At 69.8% G+C, this 21,827-nt stretch carries 16 protein-coding genes; 8 read left to right on the top strand and 8 right to left on the bottom strand.

Features of this window, described 5'->3' with window-relative positions:
* Positions 1 to 2 precede the first annotated feature (2 nt).
* The 3 genes from rplT to infC form a co-directional block, all read right to left on the bottom strand.
* Positions 3 to 398 carry a 50S ribosomal protein L20 gene (gene rplT, locus A5680_RS00560; protein ID WP_046184507.1) on the bottom strand — a complete coding sequence of 132 codons (396 nt, stop codon included), beginning with the start codon at positions 396 to 398 and terminating at the stop codon, positions 3 to 5.
* 67 nt (positions 399 to 465) lie between these two features.
* The gene (gene rpmI, locus A5680_RS00555) at positions 466 to 660 is read right to left on the bottom strand and encodes a 50S ribosomal protein L35 (RefSeq protein ID WP_055402798.1); all 195 of its coding nucleotides are present in this window, start codon (positions 658 to 660) and stop codon (positions 466 to 468) included.
* A 30-nt stretch (positions 661 to 690) separates the two neighbouring features.
* Entirely contained in the window at positions 691 to 1,296 is a 606-nt protein-coding gene (infC, locus tag A5680_RS00550) for a translation initiation factor IF-3 (protein ID WP_082459830.1), read from the bottom strand.
* A 408-nt stretch (positions 1,297 to 1,704) separates the two neighbouring features.
* On the opposite strand from infC, the gene lysX reads away from it, so the two are divergent.
* The 5 genes from lysX (at position 1,705) to A5680_RS00525 (ending at position 9,038) form a co-directional block, all read left to right on the top strand.
* The gene (gene lysX / locus A5680_RS00545; RefSeq protein WP_082970225.1) at positions 1,705 to 5,058 is read left to right on the top strand and encodes a bifunctional lysylphosphatidylglycerol synthetase/lysine--tRNA ligase LysX; all 3,354 of its coding nucleotides are present in this window, start codon (positions 1,705 to 1,707) and stop codon (positions 5,056 to 5,058) included.
* A gap of 76 nt (positions 5,059 to 5,134) precedes the next feature.
* Complete coding sequence (locus A5680_RS00540) at positions 5,135 to 6,619, top strand: alpha/beta hydrolase family protein (RefSeq protein WP_197499705.1); 1,485 nt, start codon at positions 5,135 to 5,137, stop codon at positions 6,617 to 6,619.
* Between the two features lie 6 nt (positions 6,620 to 6,625).
* A complete protein-coding gene (locus A5680_RS00535) occupies positions 6,626 to 7,057 on the top strand; it encodes a DUF6653 family protein (protein ID WP_055402803.1) in 432 nt (143 codons plus the stop codon).
* A 5-nt stretch (positions 7,058 to 7,062) separates the two neighbouring features.
* Positions 7,063 to 7,311, top strand: coding sequence for a hypothetical protein (locus A5680_RS00530; RefSeq protein WP_067815026.1), 249 nt, complete (start codon positions 7,063 to 7,065; stop codon positions 7,309 to 7,311).
* Positions 7,312 to 7,340: 29 nt separating this feature from the next.
* On the top strand, positions 7,341 to 9,038 hold the full coding sequence (locus tag A5680_RS00525; protein ID WP_067815023.1) for a serine/threonine-protein kinase PknH/PknJ: 1,698 nt from the start codon (positions 7,341 to 7,343) through the stop codon (positions 9,036 to 9,038).
* Positions 9,039 to 9,045: 7 nt separating this feature from the next.
* Here the strand turns inward: A5680_RS00525 and uvrA are convergent, their stop codons facing one another.
* Positions 9,046 to 11,949, bottom strand: coding sequence for an excinuclease ABC subunit UvrA (uvrA, locus tag A5680_RS00520; protein ID WP_067815020.1), 2,904 nt, complete (start codon positions 11,947 to 11,949; stop codon positions 9,046 to 9,048).
* 110 nt (positions 11,950 to 12,059) lie between these two features.
* Between uvrA and A5680_RS00515 the strand changes: the two genes are divergently transcribed.
* Positions 12,060 to 12,746: an MBL fold metallo-hydrolase gene (locus A5680_RS00515; RefSeq protein WP_067815017.1), complete on the top strand. Its 687-nt coding sequence runs from the start codon at positions 12,060 to 12,062 to the stop codon at positions 12,744 to 12,746.
* Between the two features lie 69 nt (positions 12,747 to 12,815).
* Here the strand turns inward: A5680_RS00515 and A5680_RS00510 are convergent, their stop codons facing one another.
* Complete coding sequence (locus A5680_RS00510; RefSeq protein ID WP_055402815.1) at positions 12,816 to 13,259, bottom strand: universal stress protein; 444 nt, start codon at positions 13,257 to 13,259, stop codon at positions 12,816 to 12,818.
* A 283-nt stretch (positions 13,260 to 13,542) separates the two neighbouring features.
* On the opposite strand from A5680_RS00510, the gene A5680_RS00505 reads away from it, so the two are divergent.
* Positions 13,543 to 15,114 carry a glycosyltransferase family 39 protein gene (locus tag A5680_RS00505; protein ID WP_067815075.1) on the top strand — a complete coding sequence of 524 codons (1,572 nt, stop codon included), beginning with the start codon at positions 13,543 to 13,545 and terminating at the stop codon, positions 15,112 to 15,114.
* Between the two features lie 53 nt (positions 15,115 to 15,167).
* On the top strand, positions 15,168 to 15,887 hold the full coding sequence (locus tag A5680_RS00500) for an MgtC/SapB family protein (protein WP_067815014.1): 720 nt from the start codon (positions 15,168 to 15,170) through the stop codon (positions 15,885 to 15,887).
* A gap of 8 nt (positions 15,888 to 15,895) precedes the next feature.
* Here the strand turns inward: A5680_RS00500 and A5680_RS00495 are convergent, their stop codons facing one another.
* From A5680_RS00495 to A5680_RS00485, 3 genes are read right to left on the bottom strand one after another with little or no spacing between them, the layout of a single operon-like run.
* Entirely contained in the window at positions 15,896 to 17,305 is a 1,410-nt protein-coding gene (locus A5680_RS00495) for an MFS transporter (protein WP_055404961.1), read from the bottom strand.
* A 57-nt stretch (positions 17,306 to 17,362) separates the two neighbouring features.
* Complete coding sequence (gene uvrB / locus A5680_RS00490) at positions 17,363 to 19,519, bottom strand: excinuclease ABC subunit UvrB (protein WP_055404960.1); 2,157 nt, start codon at positions 19,517 to 19,519, stop codon at positions 17,363 to 17,365.
* Positions 19,520 to 19,575: 56 nt separating this feature from the next.
* Positions 19,576 to 21,612: a serine/threonine-protein kinase gene (locus tag A5680_RS00485; protein WP_067815011.1), complete on the bottom strand. Its 2,037-nt coding sequence runs from the start codon at positions 21,610 to 21,612 to the stop codon at positions 19,576 to 19,578.
* Positions 21,613 to 21,827 lie beyond the last annotated feature (215 nt).

Raw genomic sequence — 21,827 nt, 5'->3', positions numbered from 1 at the left:
GGCTAGGCGGCCTCTCCGGAGTCCGAAGGCGCGTTGACGTCCTCGGGCAGCGCGGCCCGGGCGACGTCGACCAGCGCGGTGAACGCCGCCGGATCGGTGATCGCGATGTCGGCGAGGTTCTTGCGGTCCACCTCGACGCCCGCGGCCTTGAGGCCCTGGATCAGGCGGTTGTAGGTGATGTCGTTGGCGCGCGCGGCGGCGTTGATCCGCGAGATCCACAACTTGCGGAACTCGCCCTTGCGCGCGCGGCGGTCGCGGTATGCGTAGTTCAGCGAATGCAGCTGCTGCTCTTTGGCTTTGCGGTACAGCCGCGAACGCTGGCCGCGATAGCCCTTCGAGGCCTTGAGAATGCTGCGCCTCTTCTTGTGGGCGTTGACCGCCCGCTTCACGCGTGCCATGGGTGTTCCTACTCTCTAAGTAATGGTCGGGGCCGGCAGCGGCGCCGCCGCTCGGCTTGTCGAACTGTCAGCCGTTCAGCAGCTTCTTGACGCGCTTGGTGTCGTTGGCCGCCACGGTGGTGCGGCCCTCCAGGCGGCGAGTCCGGGTGGACGGCTTGTGCTCGAACAGGTGCCGGCGGTTGGCTTTCTCGCGAAGGATCTTGCCGGTTCCGGTGCGCCGGAACCGCTTCGAAGCCCCGCTGTGGGTCTTGGCTTTTGGCATGTTTCCTCTTCGTTCTCGGTTCGTCTCTGATCAGTTGGGCGAAGGGGCGTCGGTGGCCGCATCGCCGTCCGGCGCCGCGACGTCCCCGGGTCCCTCGGGGTGCCGCGCCCTGGCGCGGGTCTTCGCGCCGCGGTGCGGGGCCAGCACCATCGTCATGTTCCGGCCGTCCTGCTTGGCGGACGTCTCGACGAAGCCGTATTCGGCCACGTCCGCGCCCAGCCGCTGCAGCAGGCGGTAGCCCAGCTCGGGCCGCGACTGCTCGCGTCCGCGGAACATGATGGTGACCTTCACCTTCGAACCCGCCTCCAGAAAGCGGATCACGTGGCCCTTTTTGGTCTCGTAATCGTGATCGTCGATCTTGGGTCGCAGCTTCTGCTCTTTGACGACGGTCTGCTGCTGGTTCCGGCGGGATTCGCGCGCCTTTTGCGCCGCCTCGTATTTGAACTTGCCGTAGTCCATGATCTTGCAGACCGGGGGTCTGGCGTTCGGGGCGACTTCGACAAGGTCGAGATCGGCGTCCGCAGCGACGCGCAGTGCGTCTTCGATGCGCACTATGCCTACCTGCTCTCCCCCGGGGCCGATCAATCTGACTTCAGGTACGCGGATGCGCTCGTTGACGCGGGTCTCAGTGCTGATGGGGCCTCCCTTGTTGGGCTGATAGGTGTCCTAGCATCGCGGCCGGGACCCGGCTCCGGGGGGTTCAGCGGCGGAAACACCACACCACCAGCAGAAAAGCCCTGCAATCGCAGGGCCCAATGCCGACCGATCGCGGCCTGAAGTCAAGCCGCCCGCGTTGCTCGCGGAACAGACATGCGCGATGTCTGTGACCGGACCGCCAGGCCTTGAAATTCTCGTGGCCCGCGGTGGGAGTGGGACTCCACTTACTGTTCCTGGCCTTCGCCGGGATGGTCGCGAACGCCAGTTTAGCAGCCACGGGGCCGCTTTCCGCACTTCGCCCTCGACCCCACCCGCACACTCGGGCAACCCGGCGAACTATTGCTGGCCAGTCTTAGCGCTTCGCCAAGCTTTTCACGGTTTGAGGGCATATCCTCGCGGTCTGTGACTCTCGCTTCATCTCGTTCGGGCTCCCGTTCGGGGCCCCGCGGCCGGTCGCATTCCCGGTATCGCTGGGTACCGGCGGCGGCCGGGTGGATCGTGGGCGTCATCGCCACCGTGTCGCTGCTGGCCAGCGTGTCCCCGTTGATCCGGTGGGTCATCAAGGTCCCTCGCGAGTTCATCAACGACTACCTGTTCAACTTCCCCGACACCAGCATCGCGTGGTCGTTCGTCCTCGCCCTGCTCGCCGCGGCCCTGACCGCGCGCAAACGGATCGCCTGGCTGGTGCTGCTCGGCCAGATGATCCTGGCCGCGGGGCTGAACGCCGCCGACATCGCCGCGGGTGACAACACCGCGGCCGAGACCTTCGGCGAGAACCTCGGGTTCGCGGTGCACATCGTCGCGATCGTGCTGCTGGTGCTGGCCTACCGGGAGTTCTGGGCCAAGGTCCGCAAGGGCGCGCTGGTCAAAGCGGCCGCGGTGCTGGTGGCCGGCGACGTGATCGGGATCCTGGTGTCCTGGGGACTGGTGGAACTGTGGCCGGGAACGCTGGCGCGCCAGGACCGCCTGCCCTACGTCGCCAACCGGGTGGTCGGCTTCGCGCTGGCCGACCCGGACCTGTTCACCGGCAAGCCGCACGTCTTCCTCAACGCGATCTTCGGCCTGACCGGCGCGCTGGCGCTGATCATGGCGACCATCGTGCTGTTCCAGTCCCAGCGCGCCGAGAACGCGCTGACGGGCGAGGACGAGTCCGCCATCCGCGGCCTGCTCGAGCTGTGGGGCAAGAACGACTCGCTCGGCTACTTCGCGACCCGCCGCGACAAGTCGGTGGTGTTCGCCCAGAGCGGCCGCGCCGCCATCACCTACCGCGTCGAGGTGGGCGTGTGCCTGGCCAGCGGCGACCCGATCGGCGACCCGCGGGCCTGGCCGCAGGCCATCGACGCGTGGCTGGGGCTGTGCCAGACGTACGGTTGGGCGCCGGGGGTCATGGGCGCCAGCACGCAGGGCGCGCGGGTCTATCGGGAAGCCGGGCTGAACGCGCTCGAGCTGGGCGACGAGGCGATCCTGCGGACCGCCGACTTCAAGCTGTCCGGACCCGACATGCGCGGGGTGCGCCAGGCCGTCACCCGGGCCCGCCGCGCCGGGCTGACGGTGCGGATCCGGCGGCACCGCGACATCTCCGCCGAGGAGATGGCCCAGACCATCACCCGCGCCGACGCCTGGCGCGACACCCAGACCGAGCGGGGCTTCTCCATGGCGCTGGGCCGGCTCGGCGACCCGGCCGACGGGGACTGCCTGCTGGTCGAGGCGATGGACCGCGACGGCGCCGTGGTGGCGATGCTGTCGCTGGTGCCGTGGGGCACCACCGGCGTCTCCCTGGACTTGATGCGCCGATCCCCGCAGTCGCCCAACGGCACCATCGAGCTGATGGTCAGCGAGCTCGCCCTGACCGCCGAAAACCTTGGCATCAGCCGCATTTCGCTGAACTTCGCGATGTTCCGCTCGGCGTTCGAGCAGGGCGCCCAGCTCGGCGCGGGCCCGGTCGCGCGGTTGTGGCGGGGGCTGCTGCTGTTCTTCTCGCGGTGGTGGCAGCTGGAGACGCTGTACCGCTCGAACATGAAGTACCAACCCGATTGGGTTCCGCGCTACGCCTGCTACGAGGACGCCCGGCTGATCCCCCGGGTCGGCGTCGCGTCGGTGATCGCCGAGGGCTTCCTGGTGCTCCCGTTCACCCGGCGCGAGCGCGTGCACACCGGACACCACCCCGCCGTGCCCCAGCGGCTGGCGGAGTCGGGCCTGCTGCACCACGACGGCTCCGCCCCCGACGTCAGCGAGTTGCAGCAACGCCGCGACGACGCGGAGCAAGAGGAGTCCTGGGCCCGGCTGCCCGAGCAGGTGCGGGTGCGGCTGGCCAAGCTGAAGATATTGCGGCGCAACGGTATTGACGCCTACCCGGTGGGCTCTCCGCCCAGCCACACCGTCGCCAGGGCGCTGGACGCGGACGACCAGGAACCCGTGTCGGTGTCGGGCCGGATACTGCGGATCCGCGACTACGGCGGGGTGCTGTTCGCCCAGCTGCGGGACTGGTCGGGCGAATTGCAAGTGCTGCTGGACAATTCACGCCTGGAGCGCGGCCGGAACGCGGATTTCACCGCGGCCATCGATCTCGGCGACCTGGTCGAGGTGACCGGGCACATGGGCTATTCCAAGAACGGCACCCGCTCGTTGATCGTGCGCGACTGGCGGATGATCGGCAAGTGCCTGCGGCCGCTGCCGAACAAGTGGAACGGGTTGACCGACCCCGAGGCGCGGGTGCGCACCCGCTACGTGGACCTGGCGGTCAATCCCGAGTCGCGCGAGCTGATCACGGCGCGGGCCAGCGTCCTGCGCTCGGTCCGGGAGACGTTGTTCGCCAAGGGGTTCATCGAGGTCGAGACGCCGATCCTGCAGCAGATCCACGGCGGGGCCACCGCCCGGCCGTTCGTCACCCACATCAACACCTACGACATGAACCTGTTTCTGCGCATCGCGCCGGAGCTCTACCTCAAGCGGCTGTGCGTCGGCGGGGTGGAGCGGGTGTTCGAGCTGGGCCGGGCCTTCCGCAACGAGGGGGTCGACTTCAGCCACAACCCGGAGTTCACCCTGCTGGAGGCCTACCAGGCGCACGCCGACTACCTGGTCTGGATCGACGGCTGCCGCGAGCTGATCCAGAACGCGGCGCAGGCCGCCAACGGGGAGCAGACCGTCCTGCGCGGTGACGGCGCCGACGGCCGCCTGCAGCCGGTCGACATCTCCGGGACCTGGCCGGTGAAAACCGTGCACGACGCCGTGTCCGAGGCGCTCGGGGAACGCGTCGATCCGGACACCCCGTTGTCCGTGCTGCGCAAGCTGTCCGACGCCGCCCACATTCCGTACCGGGCGCACTGGGACGCCGGCGCCGTGGTGCTGGAGCTCTACGAGCACCTGGTCGAGGACCGCACCGAGGGGCCGACGTTCTACATCGACTTCCCCACGTCCGTCTCGCCCCTGACCCGGCCGCACCGCAGCCGGCGCGGCGTCGCCGAACGGTGGGACCTGGTGGCGTGGGGGGTCGAGCTGGGGACCGCCTACAGCGAGCTCACCGATCCGGTGGAACAGCGGCGCCGCCTGCAGGAGCAGTCGCTGCTGGCCGCCGGGGGCGACCCGGAGGCGATGGAGCTCGACGAGGACTTCCTGCAGGCCATGGAGTACGCGATGCCGCCCACCGGCGGGCTCGGCATGGGCATCGATCGGCTCGTCATGCTCATAACCGGCCGCAGCATCCGCGAGACGCTGCCATTTCCGCTGGCCAAGCCCCATTGATCGGCCCCGGACGCGCGGGCCGTCCCAGGGCGAACATTCGGTGAATATGTTCCAGGGGGGTTAACAATAGATCACAATGAATGCCGTGACCGCGTCGACGACCAACGCCACGACGCAGTTGCTGGCAAGTAGTCACACGTCGCTGATGCACGGCTGGCTGCCCACCACGATCCAGGTGTTCACCGCGGTGGTGCTCGCGCTCGCCGTCGGCTGGCGGTCGCGCCGGTGGCGGACGGTGTGGTTGCCGGGAGCTGCGCTGACCGGTGCCGCCGCGGCCTACCTCACGCACTGGTACATCGTCGACCGCGGCCTGTCCGACGACCCCGCGCCGGCCGCGCTGTGGGTCTGGATCGCGTTGACCGGGACGGCGGGGGCGGCGCTGGTCCTGGGCTGGCGCGGCGCGCGCCGCTGGCGGCGCGGGGCCGGGCTGCTGGCCGTGCCGTTGTGCGCGCTGTGCGCCGCGCTGGTGCTCAACCTGTGGGTCGGCTACTTCCCCACCGTGCAGGCGGCGTGGAACCAGCTCACCTCCGGTCCCCTGCCCGACCAGACCGACCCGGCGACCGTGATCGCGATGGCCGCCAAGCGGGCGCGTCCGCCGCACGGCAGCGTGGTTCCGGTGGCGATACCGGCGGACGCATCGCATTTCAAGCATCGCGGTGAGCTGGTTTACCTGCCGCCCGAATGGTTCACCAGCAACCCGCCGCCGGCCCTGCCGACGGTCATGATGATCGGGGGCCAGTTCAACACCCCCGCGGACTGGACCCGCGCGGGCAACGCGGTCAAGACGATCGACGACTTCGCGGCCGCCCACGACGGCAAGGCGCCGGTGCTGGTGTTCGTCGACTCCGGCGGCGCGTTCAACAACGACACCGAATGCGTCAACGGCGCCCGCGGTAACGCCGCCGACCATCTGACCAAAGACGTTGTGCCGTATATGGTTTCGAAGTTCGGCGTGAGCCACGACCGAACCAACTGGGGCGTCGCCGGCTGGTCGATGGGTGGGACCTGCGCCGTCGACCTGACGGTCATGCACCCCGACATGTTCAGCGCGTTCGTCGACGTCGCCGGCGACTTCTTCCCCAACGCCGGCACCAAGGCGCAGACCATCGCCCGGCTGTTCGGCGGAAACGCCGACGCCTGGGCGGCTTTCGACCCGACCACGGTGATCAGCCGGCACGGGCCGTACAGCGACGTGGCGGGCTGGTTCGCGATCTCCGCGGACGGGCCGCCGGCGGCGCGCCACGACCCGATGATGACCGACAGCGGCGCGATCCGCCTGGCCGGCCGGGAGGCCGCCGCCGACCCGGGCAACCAGACCGCGGCCGCCTACTCGCTGTGTGCGCTCGGGCGCGCAAACGGCATCGACTGCGCGGTGCTGGCGCAGCCCGGCAAGCACGACTGGCCCTTCGCCGACCGGGCCTTCGCCGCCGCGCTGCCGTGGCTGGCCGGCCGGCTGGGCACGCCGGGCATTCCGCGGACCGCGTTGCCCGGCACCGCCCCGCCCGCGCTCACCACCCCGGTCGTCGTCCCGGCCGACCGGTCCAACCCCGCCCGGCGGTAGCCGCCGGTGCCCATCGTCGCGCGCGTTCGGCGTGCCGTCTTTGCGCGGCACTGCAACCCGTGGAGCGCCTGGACCCGTTGGGCGAGCACCCCGTTGATCGTGGTGCCGGTGTGGACGCGGCGCTGGCGCGACGCGGCGTGGATTGCGTTGTGGCTGGCCGTGAATCCGTTCGTGTTCGGCAAGCCGGCGCACCGGCGGGCGTGGTCGACGCGGGCGATGCTGGGCGAGGAGTTGTGGATCAGCCGCCGTCCCCGCGACGCGGCCATGGCGGTCAGCGCGCTGACGTCGGTGGCCGCGCTGGGCGCCGTCGTCGCCGCATGGCGCCGGCGGGCACTGCCGGCGGCCACGGCCATCGCGATCCAGATGGCGCTGACGCTGGTGTACTGGGAGCAAATGGTGCGGTATCTGCAGCGCGAGCGACGGGCTTCAGTAGCGTAGCGACCATGCGCGACGAACCAGCAACGCCCGGCACCACCGCGCCCGATCCCGGGTACGACAGCGCGGGCGTACCGACCTTCGAGTCCGTGCGCGAGAAGATCGAGAACCGCTACGCGACGGCGGTGGGCGGCGCGGAATTGGACGCCGAATCCCCCGAGGGCCGTTCGGTCGCCGAGCAATACGACGAGCGGGAGCGCGCCGCCGCCGAACGGTTGGCCCAGATCCGCGAGTCGATGCACGCGGACGAAGGCTAGGAAGTCGGCTTGGCGTCGGGGGGACGTCGATGAGTGAAACGCGGCCGGGTTCGCGGATCGGGAGCCGGTTTGGGCCCTACCAGTTGCGGCGGTTGTTGGGCCGCGGCGGGATGGGCGAGGTCTACGAGGCCTACGACACCGTCAAGGACCGGGTGGTGGCGCTGAAACTGATGTCCGAGCAGGTGAGCTCGGACGACTCCTTCCGCCGGCGCATGCAGCGCGAGGCCCGGACGGCGGGCCGGCTGCAGGAACCGCACATCGTGCCGATCCACGATTTCGGCGAGGTCGACGGCCAGGTGTTCATCGACATGCGCCTCATCGAGGGGCGTGACCTGGGCACGGTGCTGAGCCGCACGGGGCCGCTGCCGCCACCGCGCGCCGTCGCGATCGTCGAACAGGTCGCCGCCGCGCTCGATGCCGCGCACCGCGCCGGAGTCATTCATCGCGACATCAAACCCGAGAACATCCTGCTCGCCGAGGGCGACTTCGCCTACCTGGTCGACTTCGGCATCGCCGCCGCGGCCACCGACGAGCGGGTGACCAAGACCGGCGCCGCCATCGGCAGCTGGAACTACATGGCGCCCGAGCGATTCGGCAACGACGACCCCACCTACCGCGTCGACATCTACGCCCTCGCCTGCCTGCTTTTCGAATGCCTCACGGGCACAAGGCCGTTCCAGACGACCAGCCTCAGCAGCCTGATGGCCGCACACCTGGCGCAGCCGGTCCCCCGCCCGAGCCAGCGAAACCCCGCCGTGCCCGCGGCGTTCGACGAGGTGATCGCCCGCGGGATGGCCAAGGACCCGGGCGCCCGATACCTCACCGCGGGCGATCTGGCGAAGGCGGCCCTGCACGCGCTCAGCACGCCGGATCAACGCGAGGCGACCGAATTGATCCAGCACAGCCGCCATTTCGCGCCGCCACCCCCGACGTGGTTCCCCACCCCGCCGCCCTGGGCGCCACCCGCGCCACCCAGGCGCAGGCTGGGCCTGGTCATCGGCGCCCTCGCGCTCGTCGTCGCCGTCATCGCGGGCACCGGGGTGTGGTTGGCGGTAGACAGGTCCTCGGCCACGCAACCCGACAACCCCACCACGACGAGCCCGACCGAAGCGACCTCGACCGCGAGCGCGGTGACCACCAGCACGGCGCCCATAGTTGGTCCCGCACAACTGGATTCGCTGCTGCTGCCGGTCGACCAGGTCAACGTCCTCATCGGCACCACCGGCATCGTCGTCGACCACAGCGTGACGGAGATGACCGACCCCGGCCCCGACAACACGCTGTCGGACGAGAAGTGCCTGGGCGCGCTGATGGGGTTCCAGACCCGGACGTACAAGAGCAGCGGCTACACCGCGACGCTGGCCCAGCTGATGAAGAAGCCGCAGAGCAAACCGGCCTACGTCGTGGTCCAGGGCGCGGTGATCTTCGCCACCGCCGACCAGGCCCGCAAATTCGTGACCGACCAGTGGCCGCAATGGCGGGATTGCGGGGGCAAGACGGTGACCCAGCCCGCCGACAAGGCCCCGCTCGAATGGACCTTCGGTCAGATCAGCGGCAATCCGCCCAACATCGCCCTGCAGCACACGCTGGCCAACAGCCCGGTGGTGTGCCAGCACGTCCTGTCGGCGGTGTCGAACGTCGTGCTCGATGTCAACGCCTGCGCGCCCGGAATCATCAACCAGGGCAGGCAGATCGCCAACCAGATGGCGGCGAAAATCCCGGGCTGAGAGCCGATCAGGCGGTCACCTTGCGTCGCCGGGTCGACCGCCGCGGCGGCGCGGCGCGGCCGATGACCTCGGCGAGGAACTTGCCGGTGTAGCTCTCCGGCACGGCCGCGATGTCCTCCGGGGTGCCCTCGGCCACCACGGTTCCGCCCTCGGCCCCGCCCTCGGGCCCCATGTCGACGATCCAGTCCGACGTCTTGATGACGTCCAGGTTGTGCTCGATCACGATCACGGTGTTGCCCTTGTCCACCAGGCCGTTGATGACGCTGAGCAGCTTGCGGATGTCGTCGAAATGCAGGCCGGTGGTGGGCTCGTCGAGGATGTAGATGGTCCGCCCGGTCGAGCGCTTCTGCAGTTCGGCGGCCAGCTTGACGCGCTGCGCCTCACCCCCGGACAGCGTCGGCGCGGGCTGGCCCAGCCGGACGTAGCCGAGACCGACGTCGACCAGCGTGCGCAGGTAGCGGTGGATGCCGGTGATCGGCTCGAAGAAGTCCGCCGCCTCCTCGATCGACATGTCCAGCACCTCGGAGATGGTCTTGCCCTTGTAGTGCACCTCCAGCGTTTCGCGGTTGTAGCGTGCGCCATGGCACACCTCGCACGGCACGTAGACGTCGGGCAGGAAGTTCATCTCGATCTTGATGGTGCCGTCGCCCGTGCACGCCTCGCAGCGGCCGCCCTTGACGTTGAACGAGAACCGGCCCGGTTGATAGCCACGGACTTTCGCCTCGGTGGTGGCCGCGAACAGGGTGCGGATCTTGTCGAACACCCCGGTGTAGGTGGCCGGGTTGGACCGCGGCGTGCGCCCGATCGGCGACTGGTCCACCCGCACCAGCTTGTCCAGGTGGTCCAGGCCCGTCACCCGGGTGTGCCGCCCCGGCACCAGCCGGGCGCCGTTGAGCCGGTTGGCCAGCACCGTGGCCAGGATGTCGTTGACCAGCGTGGACTTGCCGGAGCCGGACACCCCCGTCACCGAGGTGAGCACGCCGAGCGGGAACGAGACGTCGATGCCGCGCAGGTTGTGCTCGCGGGCGCCGACGACGGTGAGCTGGCGCTTGCGGTCTGTCGGACGCCGGATCGCCGGCATCTCGATGGCCTCCTTGCCCGACAGGAAGGCGCCGGTGATCGAGTCCTTGTTGGCCAGCAGCTCGGCGTAGGTGCCGCTGTGCACGATCTGGCCGCCGTGCTCACCGGCGCGGGGACCGATGTCGACGATCCAGTCCGCGTGCGCGATGGTGTCCTCGTCGTGCTCGACGACGATCAGGGTATTGCCCAAATCCCTTAGCCGCGTGAGGGTTTCGATGAGGCGCCGGTTGTCACGCTGGTGCAGGCCGATGGACGGCTCGTCGAGCACGTACAGCACGCCCACCAGGCCGGACCCGATCTGGGTGGCCAGCCGGATGCGTTGCGCCTCACCACCGGACAGCGTGGCCGCGGCGCGCGACAGCGACAGGTAGTCCAGCCCGACGTCGAGCAGAAAGCCCAGCCGCGATTGGATTTCCTTGAGCACCTGGCCTGCGATCGCCTGTTCGCGCGGGCCCAGGGTGAGGGCGTTCAGGAAGTCCGAGCAGTCCGAGATCGACAGCTCGGACACCTCGGCGATGGACTTCTTGCCGTGCCGGCCCGCGGCGAGCGTCACCGCCAGGATCTCCGGCTTGAGCCGGGTGCCCTCGCACTCCGGGCAGGGCACGTCACGCATGAAGCCCTCGTAGCGTTCCTTCATCTGCTCGGATTCGGTCTGGGCCATCTTGCGTTGCAGGAACGCCAGCACACCCTCGAAATCGGCGTAGTAGGAACGGGTTCGGCCATACCGGTTGCGGTAGCGCACGTGCACCTGGTGGTCGCAGCCCTCGAGGATCGCCTTGCGCGCCTTGGGCGGCAGCTTGCGCCACGGCGTGTCGACGTCGAAGCCCATCTCCTCGCCGAGGCCGGCCATCATCCGGGTGAAGTACTCGGCGGTGTGGCCGGTGGACCACGGCGCCACCGCGCCCTCGGCCAGCGTGCGCTCGGGGTCGGGCACCACCAGGTCGGGGTCGACCTCCTTGCGGATGCCCAGGCCGGTGCACTCGGGGCAGGCGCCGTAGGGCGAGTTGAACGAGAACGAACGCGGCTCCAGGTCGTCGACCGCTAGCGCGTGGCCGTTGGGGCAGGCCAGCTTCTCGGAGAACCGCTGCTCACGATTGTGGGCGTCGTGCTCGTGGTCGACGAACTCCAGCACGACGATGCCGTCGGCCAGGTTGAGCGCGGTCTCCACCGAGTCGGTGAGCCGCTGCTTGGCGCTGGCCTTGACGGTGAGGCGGTCCACCACCACCTCGATGTCGTGCTTCTCCTGCTTCTTCAGCTTGGGCGGGTCGGTCAGCGGATGCACCACGCCGTCGACCCGCACCCGGCTGTAGCCCTGCGCGTTCAGCTTCTCGAACAGGTCGGCGAACTCGCCCTTGCGGGTGCGCACCACCGGCGCGAGCACCAGGAAACGGGTGCCCTCCGGCATCGCCAGCACCTGGTCGACGATTTGCTGGGGCGTCTGGCGGGCGATCCGCTCACCGCAGACCGGGCAGTGCGGGGTGCCGGCGCGCGCGTAGAGCAGCCGCAGGTAGTCATACACCTCGGTGATGGTCCCGACGGTCGACCTCGGGTTGCGGTTGGTCGACTTCTGGTCGATCGACACCGCCGGGGACAGTCCCTCGATGAAATCGACGTCCGGCTTGTCCATCTGCCCCAGGAACTGCCGCGCATAGGCCGACAGCGACTCCACGTACCGGCGCTGGCCCTCGGCGAAGATGGTGTCGAACGCCAGCGACGATTTGCCCGAACCCGACAGCCCGGTGAAGACGATCAGCGCGTCGCGGGGCAGGTCGAGGTCGACGCCACGCAGGTTGTGTTCGCGGGCGCCCTTGATGATCAGGCGGTCAGCCACGCTGCCCTCTCTCGGTGAATCCTCTACGTACTGCGGCGGGTATGCGCACGGCGCATTCCATGCTATGTGCCCGTACCGACAAGCAACGTTTGACCAGTAACGTGGCCGCTATGACTGCCTCGGTTGTGCCTAGCGACGACTACACCGGACACGTCGACCCCGGTACCGCGGCCCGCCGGACCCTACCCGGCGCCACGATCCTAAAGGCCTCGGTGGGCCCCATGGACAACAACGCGTATCTGGTGACATGTTCCGCTACCGGCGAAACCCTGTTGATCGACGCCGCCAACGACGCGGACGTGCTGATCGGCCTGATCCGGGAGCACGCACCGAAGGTCTCGCTGATCGTGACCAGCCACCAACACTTCGACCACTGGCAGGCGCTGCAGGCCGTCGCCGCGGCCACCGGGGCACCCACCGCCGCCCACGAGATCGACGCCGAGCCGCTGCCCGTCAAACCCGACCGTTTGCTGGCGGGCGGGGACACCGTGCAGATCGGCGAGCTGCGCTTCGACGTCATCCACCTGCGCGGGCACACGCCCGGCTCGATCGCGCTCGCCCTCGACGGGCCCGCGACGGGCGGGGTGACCCAGCTGTTCACCGGCGACTGCCTGTTCCCCGGCGGCGTCGGCAAGACGTGGCAGCCGGGCGACTTCACCCAGCTGCTCGACGACGTCACCGCCCGGGTGTTCGACGTGTACGACGACTCCACCGTCGTCTACCCCGGCCACGGCGACGACACAACGCTCGGCGCCGAGCGCCCCAACCTGGGCGAATGGCGCGAGCGGGGCTGGTGAGGCGGGCGTGTGGCGATCGCGAGCGCGGCGTAGCCGGGCGAAGCGGGTCGCCACCCATCGGGCTCGACGCTAGTTCGTGGTGTGCACGATCAGCACGTCGACCTTGGCGCGCCGCGACACGTTGGCGGGCACCGAGCCGAGCAGCCGGCCCGCGATCGTGCTCAGGCCGACGTTTCCGACGACCAGCAGGTCGGCCTTCTCGTCTTCGGCCAGCTTGACCAGCGCGTCCACCGGGGCGCCCTCGATCGGGCGCTCCTCGACGTTCTTGGCGCCGGCCTTGTGCGCCCGCTCCTTGGCGTCCTGCAGGATCGCGTAAATCGGCGCGGTGCCGGACACCTTGTAGCTCTCGTTGCGCAGGGCGTCGGCGGCCCGGCCGTCCTCATGCTGGGGCAGGTACGCCGACGCGACGATCAGCTTGGCGTCCGGCCCGGCGATCTGCGCTGCCTTGTCTACCGCACGCATTGACGAGTCCGAGCCGTCGGTTCCCACCACTACAGTCCGATAGGCGCCCATTTACCCTCCCAGTTTCGGTTGGTCAGCCAACCCAAGACAGTATCGCGTTTGCCCGTTGGACAGGGAACAGATTAGCGACACCGCATGCCACGGCGTGTCGGCAATTTGCGGCCTCGCGCCGCGTCATCCGACAATATCGGCGATGGCGAATCAATCAAATGCTCAGGCCCGGGGCGTAAAGCGTTGCATAACGCCGCTTTTCGCCCCAATGCCGGTGCCGCGGAATTGGCGGGGGCCGATTTGTGAGCCGTCCTGACGATTCCCCTTTAGGGTGACAAGCATCATGTCCATGCCCACCGTCGAGCAGCGCGCCGCGGACGAAGTCGAGGAGCCCGCGCCCGCGCGTCCGGCCGGCAGGTTGCTCGATCCGTGGGCGATCGCCGTGTTGGCGGCCGTCGTCAGCGGCGCGTGGGCCTGCCGACCCTCGCTGTGGTTTGACGAGGGCGCGACCATCTCGGCCGCCGCGAGCCGCACCCTGGCGGAGCTGTGGCGGCTGCTGGGCCACATCGACGCCGTTCACGGGCTGTATTACCTGCTGATGCACGGCTGGTTCGCGCTGTTCGGACCGACCGAGTTCTTCTCGCGGGCGCCCAGCGCCCTGGCGGTCGGCGCCGCCGCCGCCGGCGTCACGGTGTTCACCCGCCAGTTCGCGACACGACCGACCGCCGTGTGCGCGGGCGTGATCTTCGCCATCCTGCCGCGCACCACCTGGGCGGGGATGGAGGCGCGGCCCTACGCCTTCGCGGCGGCCGCCGGGGTCTGGCTCACGGTGTTGCTCGTCGCCGCCGTCCGGCGCAACGGGCCGCGCTGGTGGGTCGGCTACGCGCTGGCGTTGATGCTTTCGATTCTGCTCAATCTGAACATGGTTCTGCTGGTGGCCGTTTATGCCGTAATGGTGCCGCTGTTGGCGCCCGAAAAAGCGCGCAAATCCACGGTCATTCGGTGGGCGATCAGCTCGGCGGTCGCGGTCGCGGCGATGACGCCGTTCATGCTGTTCGCCCACGCGCAGGTTTGGCAGGTCAACTGGATTTACCCGGTCAGTTGGCATTACGCGTTCGACATCATCCTGCGGCAGTATTTCGACCACAGCGTCGCGTTCGCCATTGTGTCCGCCGTCCTCATAGTGGCGGCCGTCGCCGCCCGGCTGGCGGGGGTGCGGCCGCCGGCCGGGGACATCCGCCGGCTGCTGATCGTGTGCTCGGCGTGGCTGGTGATCCCCACCGCCCTGGTGGTCGTCTATTCGGCCGTCAGCGAACCGATCTACTACCCGCGCTACCTGATCTTCACCGCGCCCGCGATGGCCGCCGTGTTGGCGGTCTGCGTCGTCACGATCGCCCGCAGAACCTGGCCCATCGCCGGTGTGCTGCTGGTCTGCGCCGTCGCCGCGGTGCCGAACTACCTGTTCGTCCAGCGCTGGCCGTACGCCAAGGAGGGCTGGGACTACAGCCAGGTCGCCGACTTGATCAGCTCCCACGCCGCCCCGGGCGACTGCCTGATGGTGGACAACACCGTGCCGTGGCGGCCCGGGCCGATCCGCGCGCTGCTGGCCACCCGGCCGGCCGCCTTCCGGTCGCTGATCGACGTCGAACGGGGCGCGTACGGGCCGAAGGTGGGCACGCTGTGGGACGGCCACGTCGCCGTGTGGCTGACGACGGCCAAAATCGACAAATGCCCGGCGATCTGGACCATTACCAATAAAGAACCGTCGCTGCCCGACCATCAATCCGGACCGGCATTGCCGCCGGGGCCCGCATTCGGCCGGGCGCCGGCGTATCGATTCCCGAGTTACCTCGGGTTCCGCATTGTCGAACGATGGCAATTCCATTACTCGCAGGTGGTCAAGTCGACGCGCTGATTTGGCGCTTTTCGGGCGGCGTGAACCGCAATTTGTTGGGTAGTTGACTACCCATGCACAGTTGGCTGGCCGCGCCGTTGCTGGGCGGCAACGTCCAGGGGCTTCGGCACCTCATCGAGCTGTTCGCCGCGTTCGGATTGACCACGCTGATCGGCCTGGAGCGCACCGTTCAGGGCAAGAGCGCCGGGCTGCGCACCCAGACGATCGTGGGCACCTCCGCGGCGCTGATCATGCTGGTGAGCAAGTACGGGTTCGCCGACGTGCTGTCGAACGGCACGGTCGCGCTTGACCCGTCCCGCATGGCGGCCCAAATCGTTTCCGGCATCGGCTTTTTGGGGGCCGGCATCATCATCACCCGGCGCGGGGCGGTGCACGGGCTCACCACGGCGGCCGCGGTGTGGGAATCGGCCGCGGTCGGCATGGCGGTGGGCGCGGGGTTGCTGTTGCTGGCCATCGCCGTCGTGGCGCTGCACTTCGTCAGCGCCCTCGTCTTCAAGGCCGTCGAGGGTCGCCTGACGGCGCAGCTGCGGGGCACCGTCCGGGTGCAGATCATCTACGAGAACGGTCGCGGCATGCTGCGGGAGGTGCTGCGGATCTGCGGGCAGCGGAACTGGCAGCTCACCGAGCTGGACGCGGACGCGCACGACATCGACGACGGCGAGGTGCGGGTGACGATGACCCTGTCGGGCGCCAAGATCGGGAACGCCCAGCAGGTGTTCGGCGAGGTCGACGGGGTGGTGGCGGTGCTGAAAACCGAGGACGACCCCGACTGAGCCAGGGGCTAGCCGACCGGCTGCGGCCGGCGGGCCCCGCGCGTCGCGCCATAGGCCGCCGCCACCCCGGCGGCGCTCAACGCGGTGAACACCGTGAACAGCCAGTGCGCCGCCATCCCGTCGCCGCCCTTGGCGGTGTTGACCACCACCCCGGCCAGGCCGGCCGCGATCGCCGCGGAGACCAGCTGGACGGTGTTGATCGCGGCCGATGCGGCGCCGCCCTCGGCCGGGTCGTCGACCGCGGCCATCGCGCGCGCCGACAGGTGCGGCCAGGCCATCCCGATCCCGACGCCCGCCACCAGCAGCGCCACCGCCCACAGCGCGGCGGTCCAGGGGGACCCGTCGCCGCGGCGGGCGACCGCGGCCAGGGCCATCCCGGACGCGGCCACGATCGGCGCCGCCACGATCACCCGCGCGACGGTGCGGGGGCGATCCAGCGACGCGCTGAGGATCTCGCTGACCGTCCAGCCGAGCGCCAGCGCCGCCCCCAGGAATCCCGCCGCTATCGGCGTCAGATGCGCCAACCGCTGACCGAACAGCGGCACGTAGGTGTTGACCATCGCGGCGCCCATCAGCACGCCCATGGTCAGGTAGATCCACTTCAGCGGGCCGGGTCCGAACACGCTGGGCGGCAGGATCGCCGCGTGCGTCCGCCAGTCCACGAGCACGAACAGGCCCACCAGCGCGACGCCGGCGCCCAGCAGCGCGAACGTCGCCCACGCGTTGTGCGGGATCTGGGCGACGCTGACCGCCAGCGCGGCGGCGCCGATCAGCAGCAGCGACCGCACCGGCACGTTCATCGGCGCCACGGCGCCGCCGCCCCCCACGCGGGCCAACGCGACCGGCACCAGCATGGCCATCAGGCCGGTCAGCACCGCCATCGCGACGAAGGCCCACCGCCACAAACCCAGCTGGGCGAACAGGCCACCCGTGGTGGGGCCGACCACCGTCGCCACACCCCACATCGCCGACACCAGCGCCGAGCTGCGCGTCCACAGCTCACGCGGCAAGGCCGTGTTGATCACCGCGTATCCGAGGCCGGCGAGCAGCCCGCCGGCCACGCCCTGCAGGGCGCGCCCAGCTATCAAAACCTGCATGTTGGGCGCCGCCGCGCAAACCAGGCTGGACACGCCGAACACGGCGAGCCCGGTCAGGTAGGACGAGCGCGGCCCGGCGCGCACCAGCATCGGATTGACCATCGCCGCGGCCACCACGGAGCCGACCAGGTACAGGGTCGTCACCCAGGCGTAGAGCCGGCTGCCGCCGATTTCGGCGATGGTGTTGGGCAACAAGCTGGTGGTCAGGAACTCGTTGGTGGCGTAGAGCGCCACCCCGCCGGCCAGCAGGACGGACGTCCTCAGGTACCTGGCCCCCAGCAGCTGACGCCAGCCGCCGGTACCGGTCGCGGTGTCGGTCACCCTTCTACCGTATGGGGCGGTTCGGGGTGGGAAAACTGAATTCCGGTGCCAGCAAACTCATTTCAGGCCGGCGGCGTCCATCCCCCGCAGTTCCTTCTTCAGGTCGGCGATCTCGTCGCGGAACCGCGCGGCGAGCTCGAACTGCAAGTCGCGCGCGGCGGCCATCATCTGCGCGGTGAGGTCCTTGATCAGGTCGGCCAGCTCGGCGCGCGGCATGCTGGTCGTGTCGCGTCCCTCGAACACGCCGGCGCTGACGGCGCGGCCCGGCTCGCCCTGGGCGCGCCGGCCGCGGGACATGCTGCGCCCGGAGCCGATTTCGACTGTCTCGCTGTCGTCGGCCTCGCGATAGACCTGGTCCAGGATGTCGGCGATCTTCTTGCGCAGCGGCTGCGGATCGATGCCGTGGGCCTCGTTGTAGGCGACCTGCTTGGCCCGCCGCCGTTCGGTCTCGTCGATGGCCTCCTTCATCGAGTCGGTGATCGAGTCCGCGTACATGTGCACTTCGCCGGAGACGTTGCGGGCGGCGCGGCCGATGGTCTGGATCAGGCTGCGCGAGGACCGCAGGAAGCCCTCCTTGTCGGCGTCCAGGATCGCCACCAGCGACACCTCGGGCAGGTCGAGACCCTCCCGCAGCAGGTTGATGCCCACGAGCACGTCGTAGTCGCCCAGCCGCAGCTGGCGCAGCAGTTCCACCCGGCGCAGCGTGTCCACCTCGGAGTGCAGGTAGCGCACCCGGATGCCCATCTCCAGCAGGTAATCGGTGAGGTCCTCGGCCATCTTTTTGGTCAGCGTCGTCACCAGCACCCGCTCGTCGGCCTCGGTGCGCTTGCGGATCTCGCCGATCAGGTCGTCGATCTGCCCCTTGGTGGGCTTGACCACGACCTTCGGGTCCACCAGGCCGGTCGGCCGGATCACCTGCTCGACGAACTCCCCGCCCGCCTGGCTGAGCTCGTAGGGGCCCGGGGTGGCCGACAGGTAGACCGTCTGGCCGATCCGGTCGGCGAACTCCTCCCAGGTCAGCGGGCGGTTGTCGCACGCCGACGGCAGCCGGAACCCGTATTCGACCAGGTTGCGTTTGCGGGACATGTCGCCCTCGTACATGCCGCCGATCTGCGGCACGGTGACGTGCGACTCGTCGATGACGAGCAGGAAGTCCTCGGGGAAGTAGTCGAGCAGCGTCGCCGGCGGCGAGCCCGGGCCGCGACCGTCGATGTGGCGGGAGTAGTTCTCGATGCCCGAGCAGAAGCCGACCTGGCGCATCATCTCGATGTCGTAGTTGGTGCGCATGCGCAGCCGCTGGGCCTCCAGCAGCTTGCCCTGGCCCTCCAGCTCGGCCAGCCGCTCGGCCAGCTCCTGCTCGATCGTCGAGATGGCGTGCGCCATCCGCTCGGGGCCGGCCACGTAGTGGGTGGCCGGGAAGATCCGCAGCGAGTCGACCTGGCGGATCACGTCGCCGGTCAGCGGGTGCAGGTAGTACAGCGCCTCGATCTCGTCCCCGAAGAACTCGATGCGCACCGCCAGCTCTTCGTAGGACGGGATGATCTCCACGGTGTCGCCCCGCACCCGGAACGAACCACGGGTGAAGGACAGGTCGTTGCGGGTGTACTGCACGTCGACGAGCAGCCGCAGCAGCGCGTCGCGGGGCACCTCGGTGCCGACGCCGAGTTCCACCGAGCGGTCCAGGTACGACTGCGGCGTGCCGAGGCCGTAGATGCAGGACACCGACGCCACCACGACCACGTCGCGCCGCGAGAGCAGCGACGACGTCGCGGAGTGCCGCAGCCGCTCCACGTCATCGTTGATCGAGCTGTCCTTCTCGATGTAGGTGTCGGTCTGCGCGATGTACGCCTCCGGCTGGTAATAGTCGTAGTACGACACGAAGTACTCAACCGCGTTGTGCGGCAACATCTCTCGCAGTTCGTTGGCCAGCTGGGCGGCCAGCGTCTTGTTCGGCGCCATGACGAGCGTGGGCCGCTGCAGCCGCTCGATGAGCCAGGCGGTGGTGGCCGACTTCCCGGTGCCGGTGGCGCCGAGCAGCACCACGTCGCGCTCCCCCGCCCTGATCCGGCGTTCGAGCTCGTCGATGGCGGCGGGCTGGTCGCCGGCGGGCGCGTGCGGGCTGACGACCTCGAAGTGGCCGCCGACGCGCACGACCTCGTCGACCGCGCGGTATTCCGAATGTGCGACTACCGGGTGTTCCGTGGCGAAAGCCATGCCACCAGCGTAGAACCGCGCACCGACAAGTGTCGCGGAGCCGGTCTGGCCGCCCACTATCCCCCGGGCCGGCTCCAGGTTCGGGTGACGGGATCGCACTGCAGCAGGTGCCCGTCGTTCGACGTGGTCATGGCGAACACCGAGGTCCCGGGCCGGTCGCACGAGCTGCCCGCGGCGTGCACGCCCATCGTGATCGGGGCCTTGGCCCAGCTGTTGCCCTCGCAGACGATCTGCTCGCTGTTGGTCGGGTCGTAGGCCAGCTTGCCGACGTCGCCGCAGACCCCGCCGAGCACGGGCGGCGCCGGGGCCGCCGCGGCGGCCGACGTGCTGACGGCCTGGGCGGGATCGCCCAGGCTGACGCCGGCCGGCACGTCACCGACGCGGGTGGCGACCACCGGCACCCGCACCACGGCGCCCTGCGCGCCGCATTCGTTGCTGAGCACGGTCTCGGTCACGGTGCCGCGCAGCGTGCCGTCGGCCTGGGGCGCCAGCGACCACGCGAGCGTCTCCTGCTGGGTGGCCGCGCCCTGGCCGTCGGGCGGGGTGCACGCCAGCCGGTCCTGCTGCGGGGCGCCCTGCCAATAGCCGGCGACGAAGTGCAACGTGTCCGTCTTGCCGCCGTCGGCCGTTTGGTGGGTGGCGTTGTCCAGCCGGGCCCCGGTGGCCGCGCAGCCGTTGGTGGTGCACACCGAACGGAACGCCCACCAGCCGGTGGCGGGGCCGTCGTGGCGGATCGCGACGCCGTTGGTGGTCCGCTTGCTCTCGTCGTAGTCCAGTTTGTAGGCCCCGTTGAGCGCCGGTCCGCCGGACCGGGACGGCGCGGCACTCGGCGCCGGGACGGACGGTTTCGACGCGAGCGCCGGGTTCGCCGGCGGGGTGTCCGGCTCGAACGAGTACAGGATCGACCCGGTGGCCGCGACGGCGACGAGCATCGCGCACACCAACCCGACCCCCCACCGGGTCCGCGCCGAGAAGCGGTGGTTCATCGCCGCCGCCACGGCGCGCGGTCCGCGCCGTCGCCGCGTCATCGACACGGCGCGGGGCCCGGGACCCGGGGCGGGCGCGGCGGCCTCGTCGAGCCGCTCGCCGACCGCGTCGGCGAACGCGCGGCACCGGTCGAACCGGTCCTCGGGGCGTTTGGCCAGCGCCGTGCGGAACACGTCGTCGAGATGCGCCAGCTCCGGGCGGAAATCGCTGAGCCGGGGCGGCTGTTCGTGCAGGTGCTGACTGATCACCGCGATCGGGTTCGAGTGCTGAAACGGGGGCGCGCCGGTGAGCAAGTGGAAAGCCGTTGCGGCCAAGGCATATTGGTCCGCGCGCCCATCGATGTTGGATCCCGTTAACTGTTCCGGCGCCGCGTAGGCCACCGTTCCCACCGCGACGTTGGTCTCGGTGATCCCGCTGATGTCACCCAGGTGCCGCGCGACCCCGAAGTCCGCCAACAGGATTCGGCGCTCGCCGGCCTCGGGATGGGTGAGCAGGATGTTGGCCGGCTTGACGTCGCGGTGCAGCAGCCCGCGGTCGTGGGCGTAGTCCAGCGCCCCCGCGACGGCCCGGACGATGGCGCACACCTCACCGACCGGCATGCCCTCCGGGTGAAGCTCCTTGACCAGCCGGGCGGCGTCGGTGCCCTCGACGTAATCCATGGAAATCCAGAGGTGACCGTTGAATTCGCCGCGGTCGTGGACGCCGACGATGTGGGGATGCCACAGTGTCGCGGCGAGATCGGCCTCGCGGTTGAACCTTTCCCGGAACTCGGGATCGGCCGTGACGGCCTCCGCCAGCACCTTGATCACGTCACGGCGTGGCAGCCGGGGATGCAGCGCCAGATACACCTCGGCCATGCCCCCGGCACCCAGCTGCCGCAGGATCGTGTAGCCGGCGAACGGCGCGCCGCTGTTTATCGAAAGGCGGGCGCTATCCGCCTCGAGGGGCTCCGCGTTCGGCGTGGAAGCGACCGGCGGGACGCGGCGGAAGAGATGGGCGATGGTCACCGCGGGCAGCGACTGAAAACCCGCGCGCAGCGCCGCGCGATTACTCAGCAACCGCCGCCCGGCGCCGATGCGCCGGGTGGTGCCCTTGCCCTCGTCCATCCGTTGCCCCACCCCCTCGTTCCGATCCCGGCCTGCCGCAACGCGACACGGCACGCAACACCGGGGCGCGTGCAGGCCTCGGCGCCCCGGCCGGCACGACGATGTGCGCGGCGCGCCCGGAAAAGGCCTCGGCGCAACCCCTTACGTTCAGATGATGCCGGATTCCGCTGGGGAGTCCGCCTCGCCAAGCTATGAAACGGTTATGAGTGAGCGGA

It is taken from the genome of Mycobacterium sp. E2989, from assembly GCF_001667595.1.
Classification (GTDB): Bacteria; Actinomycetota; Actinomycetes; order Mycobacteriales; family Mycobacteriaceae; genus Mycobacterium.
The sequence above is the reverse complement of the archived record's forward strand: the minus strand, read 5'-3'. Positions and strand labels throughout refer to the sequence as shown.

Excerpts from the sequence above, each read along its gene's own strand:
- A5680_RS00540 (WP_197499705.1), top strand. The coding sequence starts at position 5,135 with ATGAATGCCGTGACCGCGTCGACGACCAACGCCACGACGCAGTTGCTG.
- A5680_RS00485 (WP_067815011.1), bottom strand. The coding sequence starts at position 21,612 with ATGGACGAGGGCAAGGGCACCACCCGGCGCATCGGCGCCGGGCGGCGG.
- rpmI (WP_055402798.1), bottom strand. The coding sequence starts at position 660 with ATGCCAAAAGCCAAGACCCACAGCGGGGCTTCGAAGCGGTTCCGGCGC.
- A5680_RS00525 (WP_067815023.1), top strand. The coding sequence starts at position 7,341 with ATGAGTGAAACGCGGCCGGGTTCGCGGATCGGGAGCCGGTTTGGGCCC.
- A5680_RS00515 (WP_067815017.1), top strand. The coding sequence starts at position 12,060 with ATGACTGCCTCGGTTGTGCCTAGCGACGACTACACCGGACACGTCGAC.
- rplT (WP_046184507.1), bottom strand. The coding sequence starts at position 398 with ATGGCACGCGTGAAGCGGGCGGTCAACGCCCACAAGAAGAGGCGCAGC.
- A5680_RS00530 (WP_067815026.1), top strand. The coding sequence starts at position 7,063 with ATGCGCGACGAACCAGCAACGCCCGGCACCACCGCGCCCGATCCCGGG.
- uvrB (WP_055404960.1), bottom strand. The coding sequence starts at position 19,519 with ATGGCTTTCGCCACGGAACACCCGGTAGTCGCACATTCGGAATACCGC.
- A5680_RS00505 (WP_067815075.1), top strand. The coding sequence starts at position 13,543 with ATGTCCATGCCCACCGTCGAGCAGCGCGCCGCGGACGAAGTCGAGGAG.
- A5680_RS00500 (WP_067815014.1), top strand. The coding sequence starts at position 15,168 with ATGCACAGTTGGCTGGCCGCGCCGTTGCTGGGCGGCAACGTCCAGGGG.
- A5680_RS00510 (WP_055402815.1), bottom strand. The coding sequence starts at position 13,259 with ATGGGCGCCTATCGGACTGTAGTGGTGGGAACCGACGGCTCGGACTCG.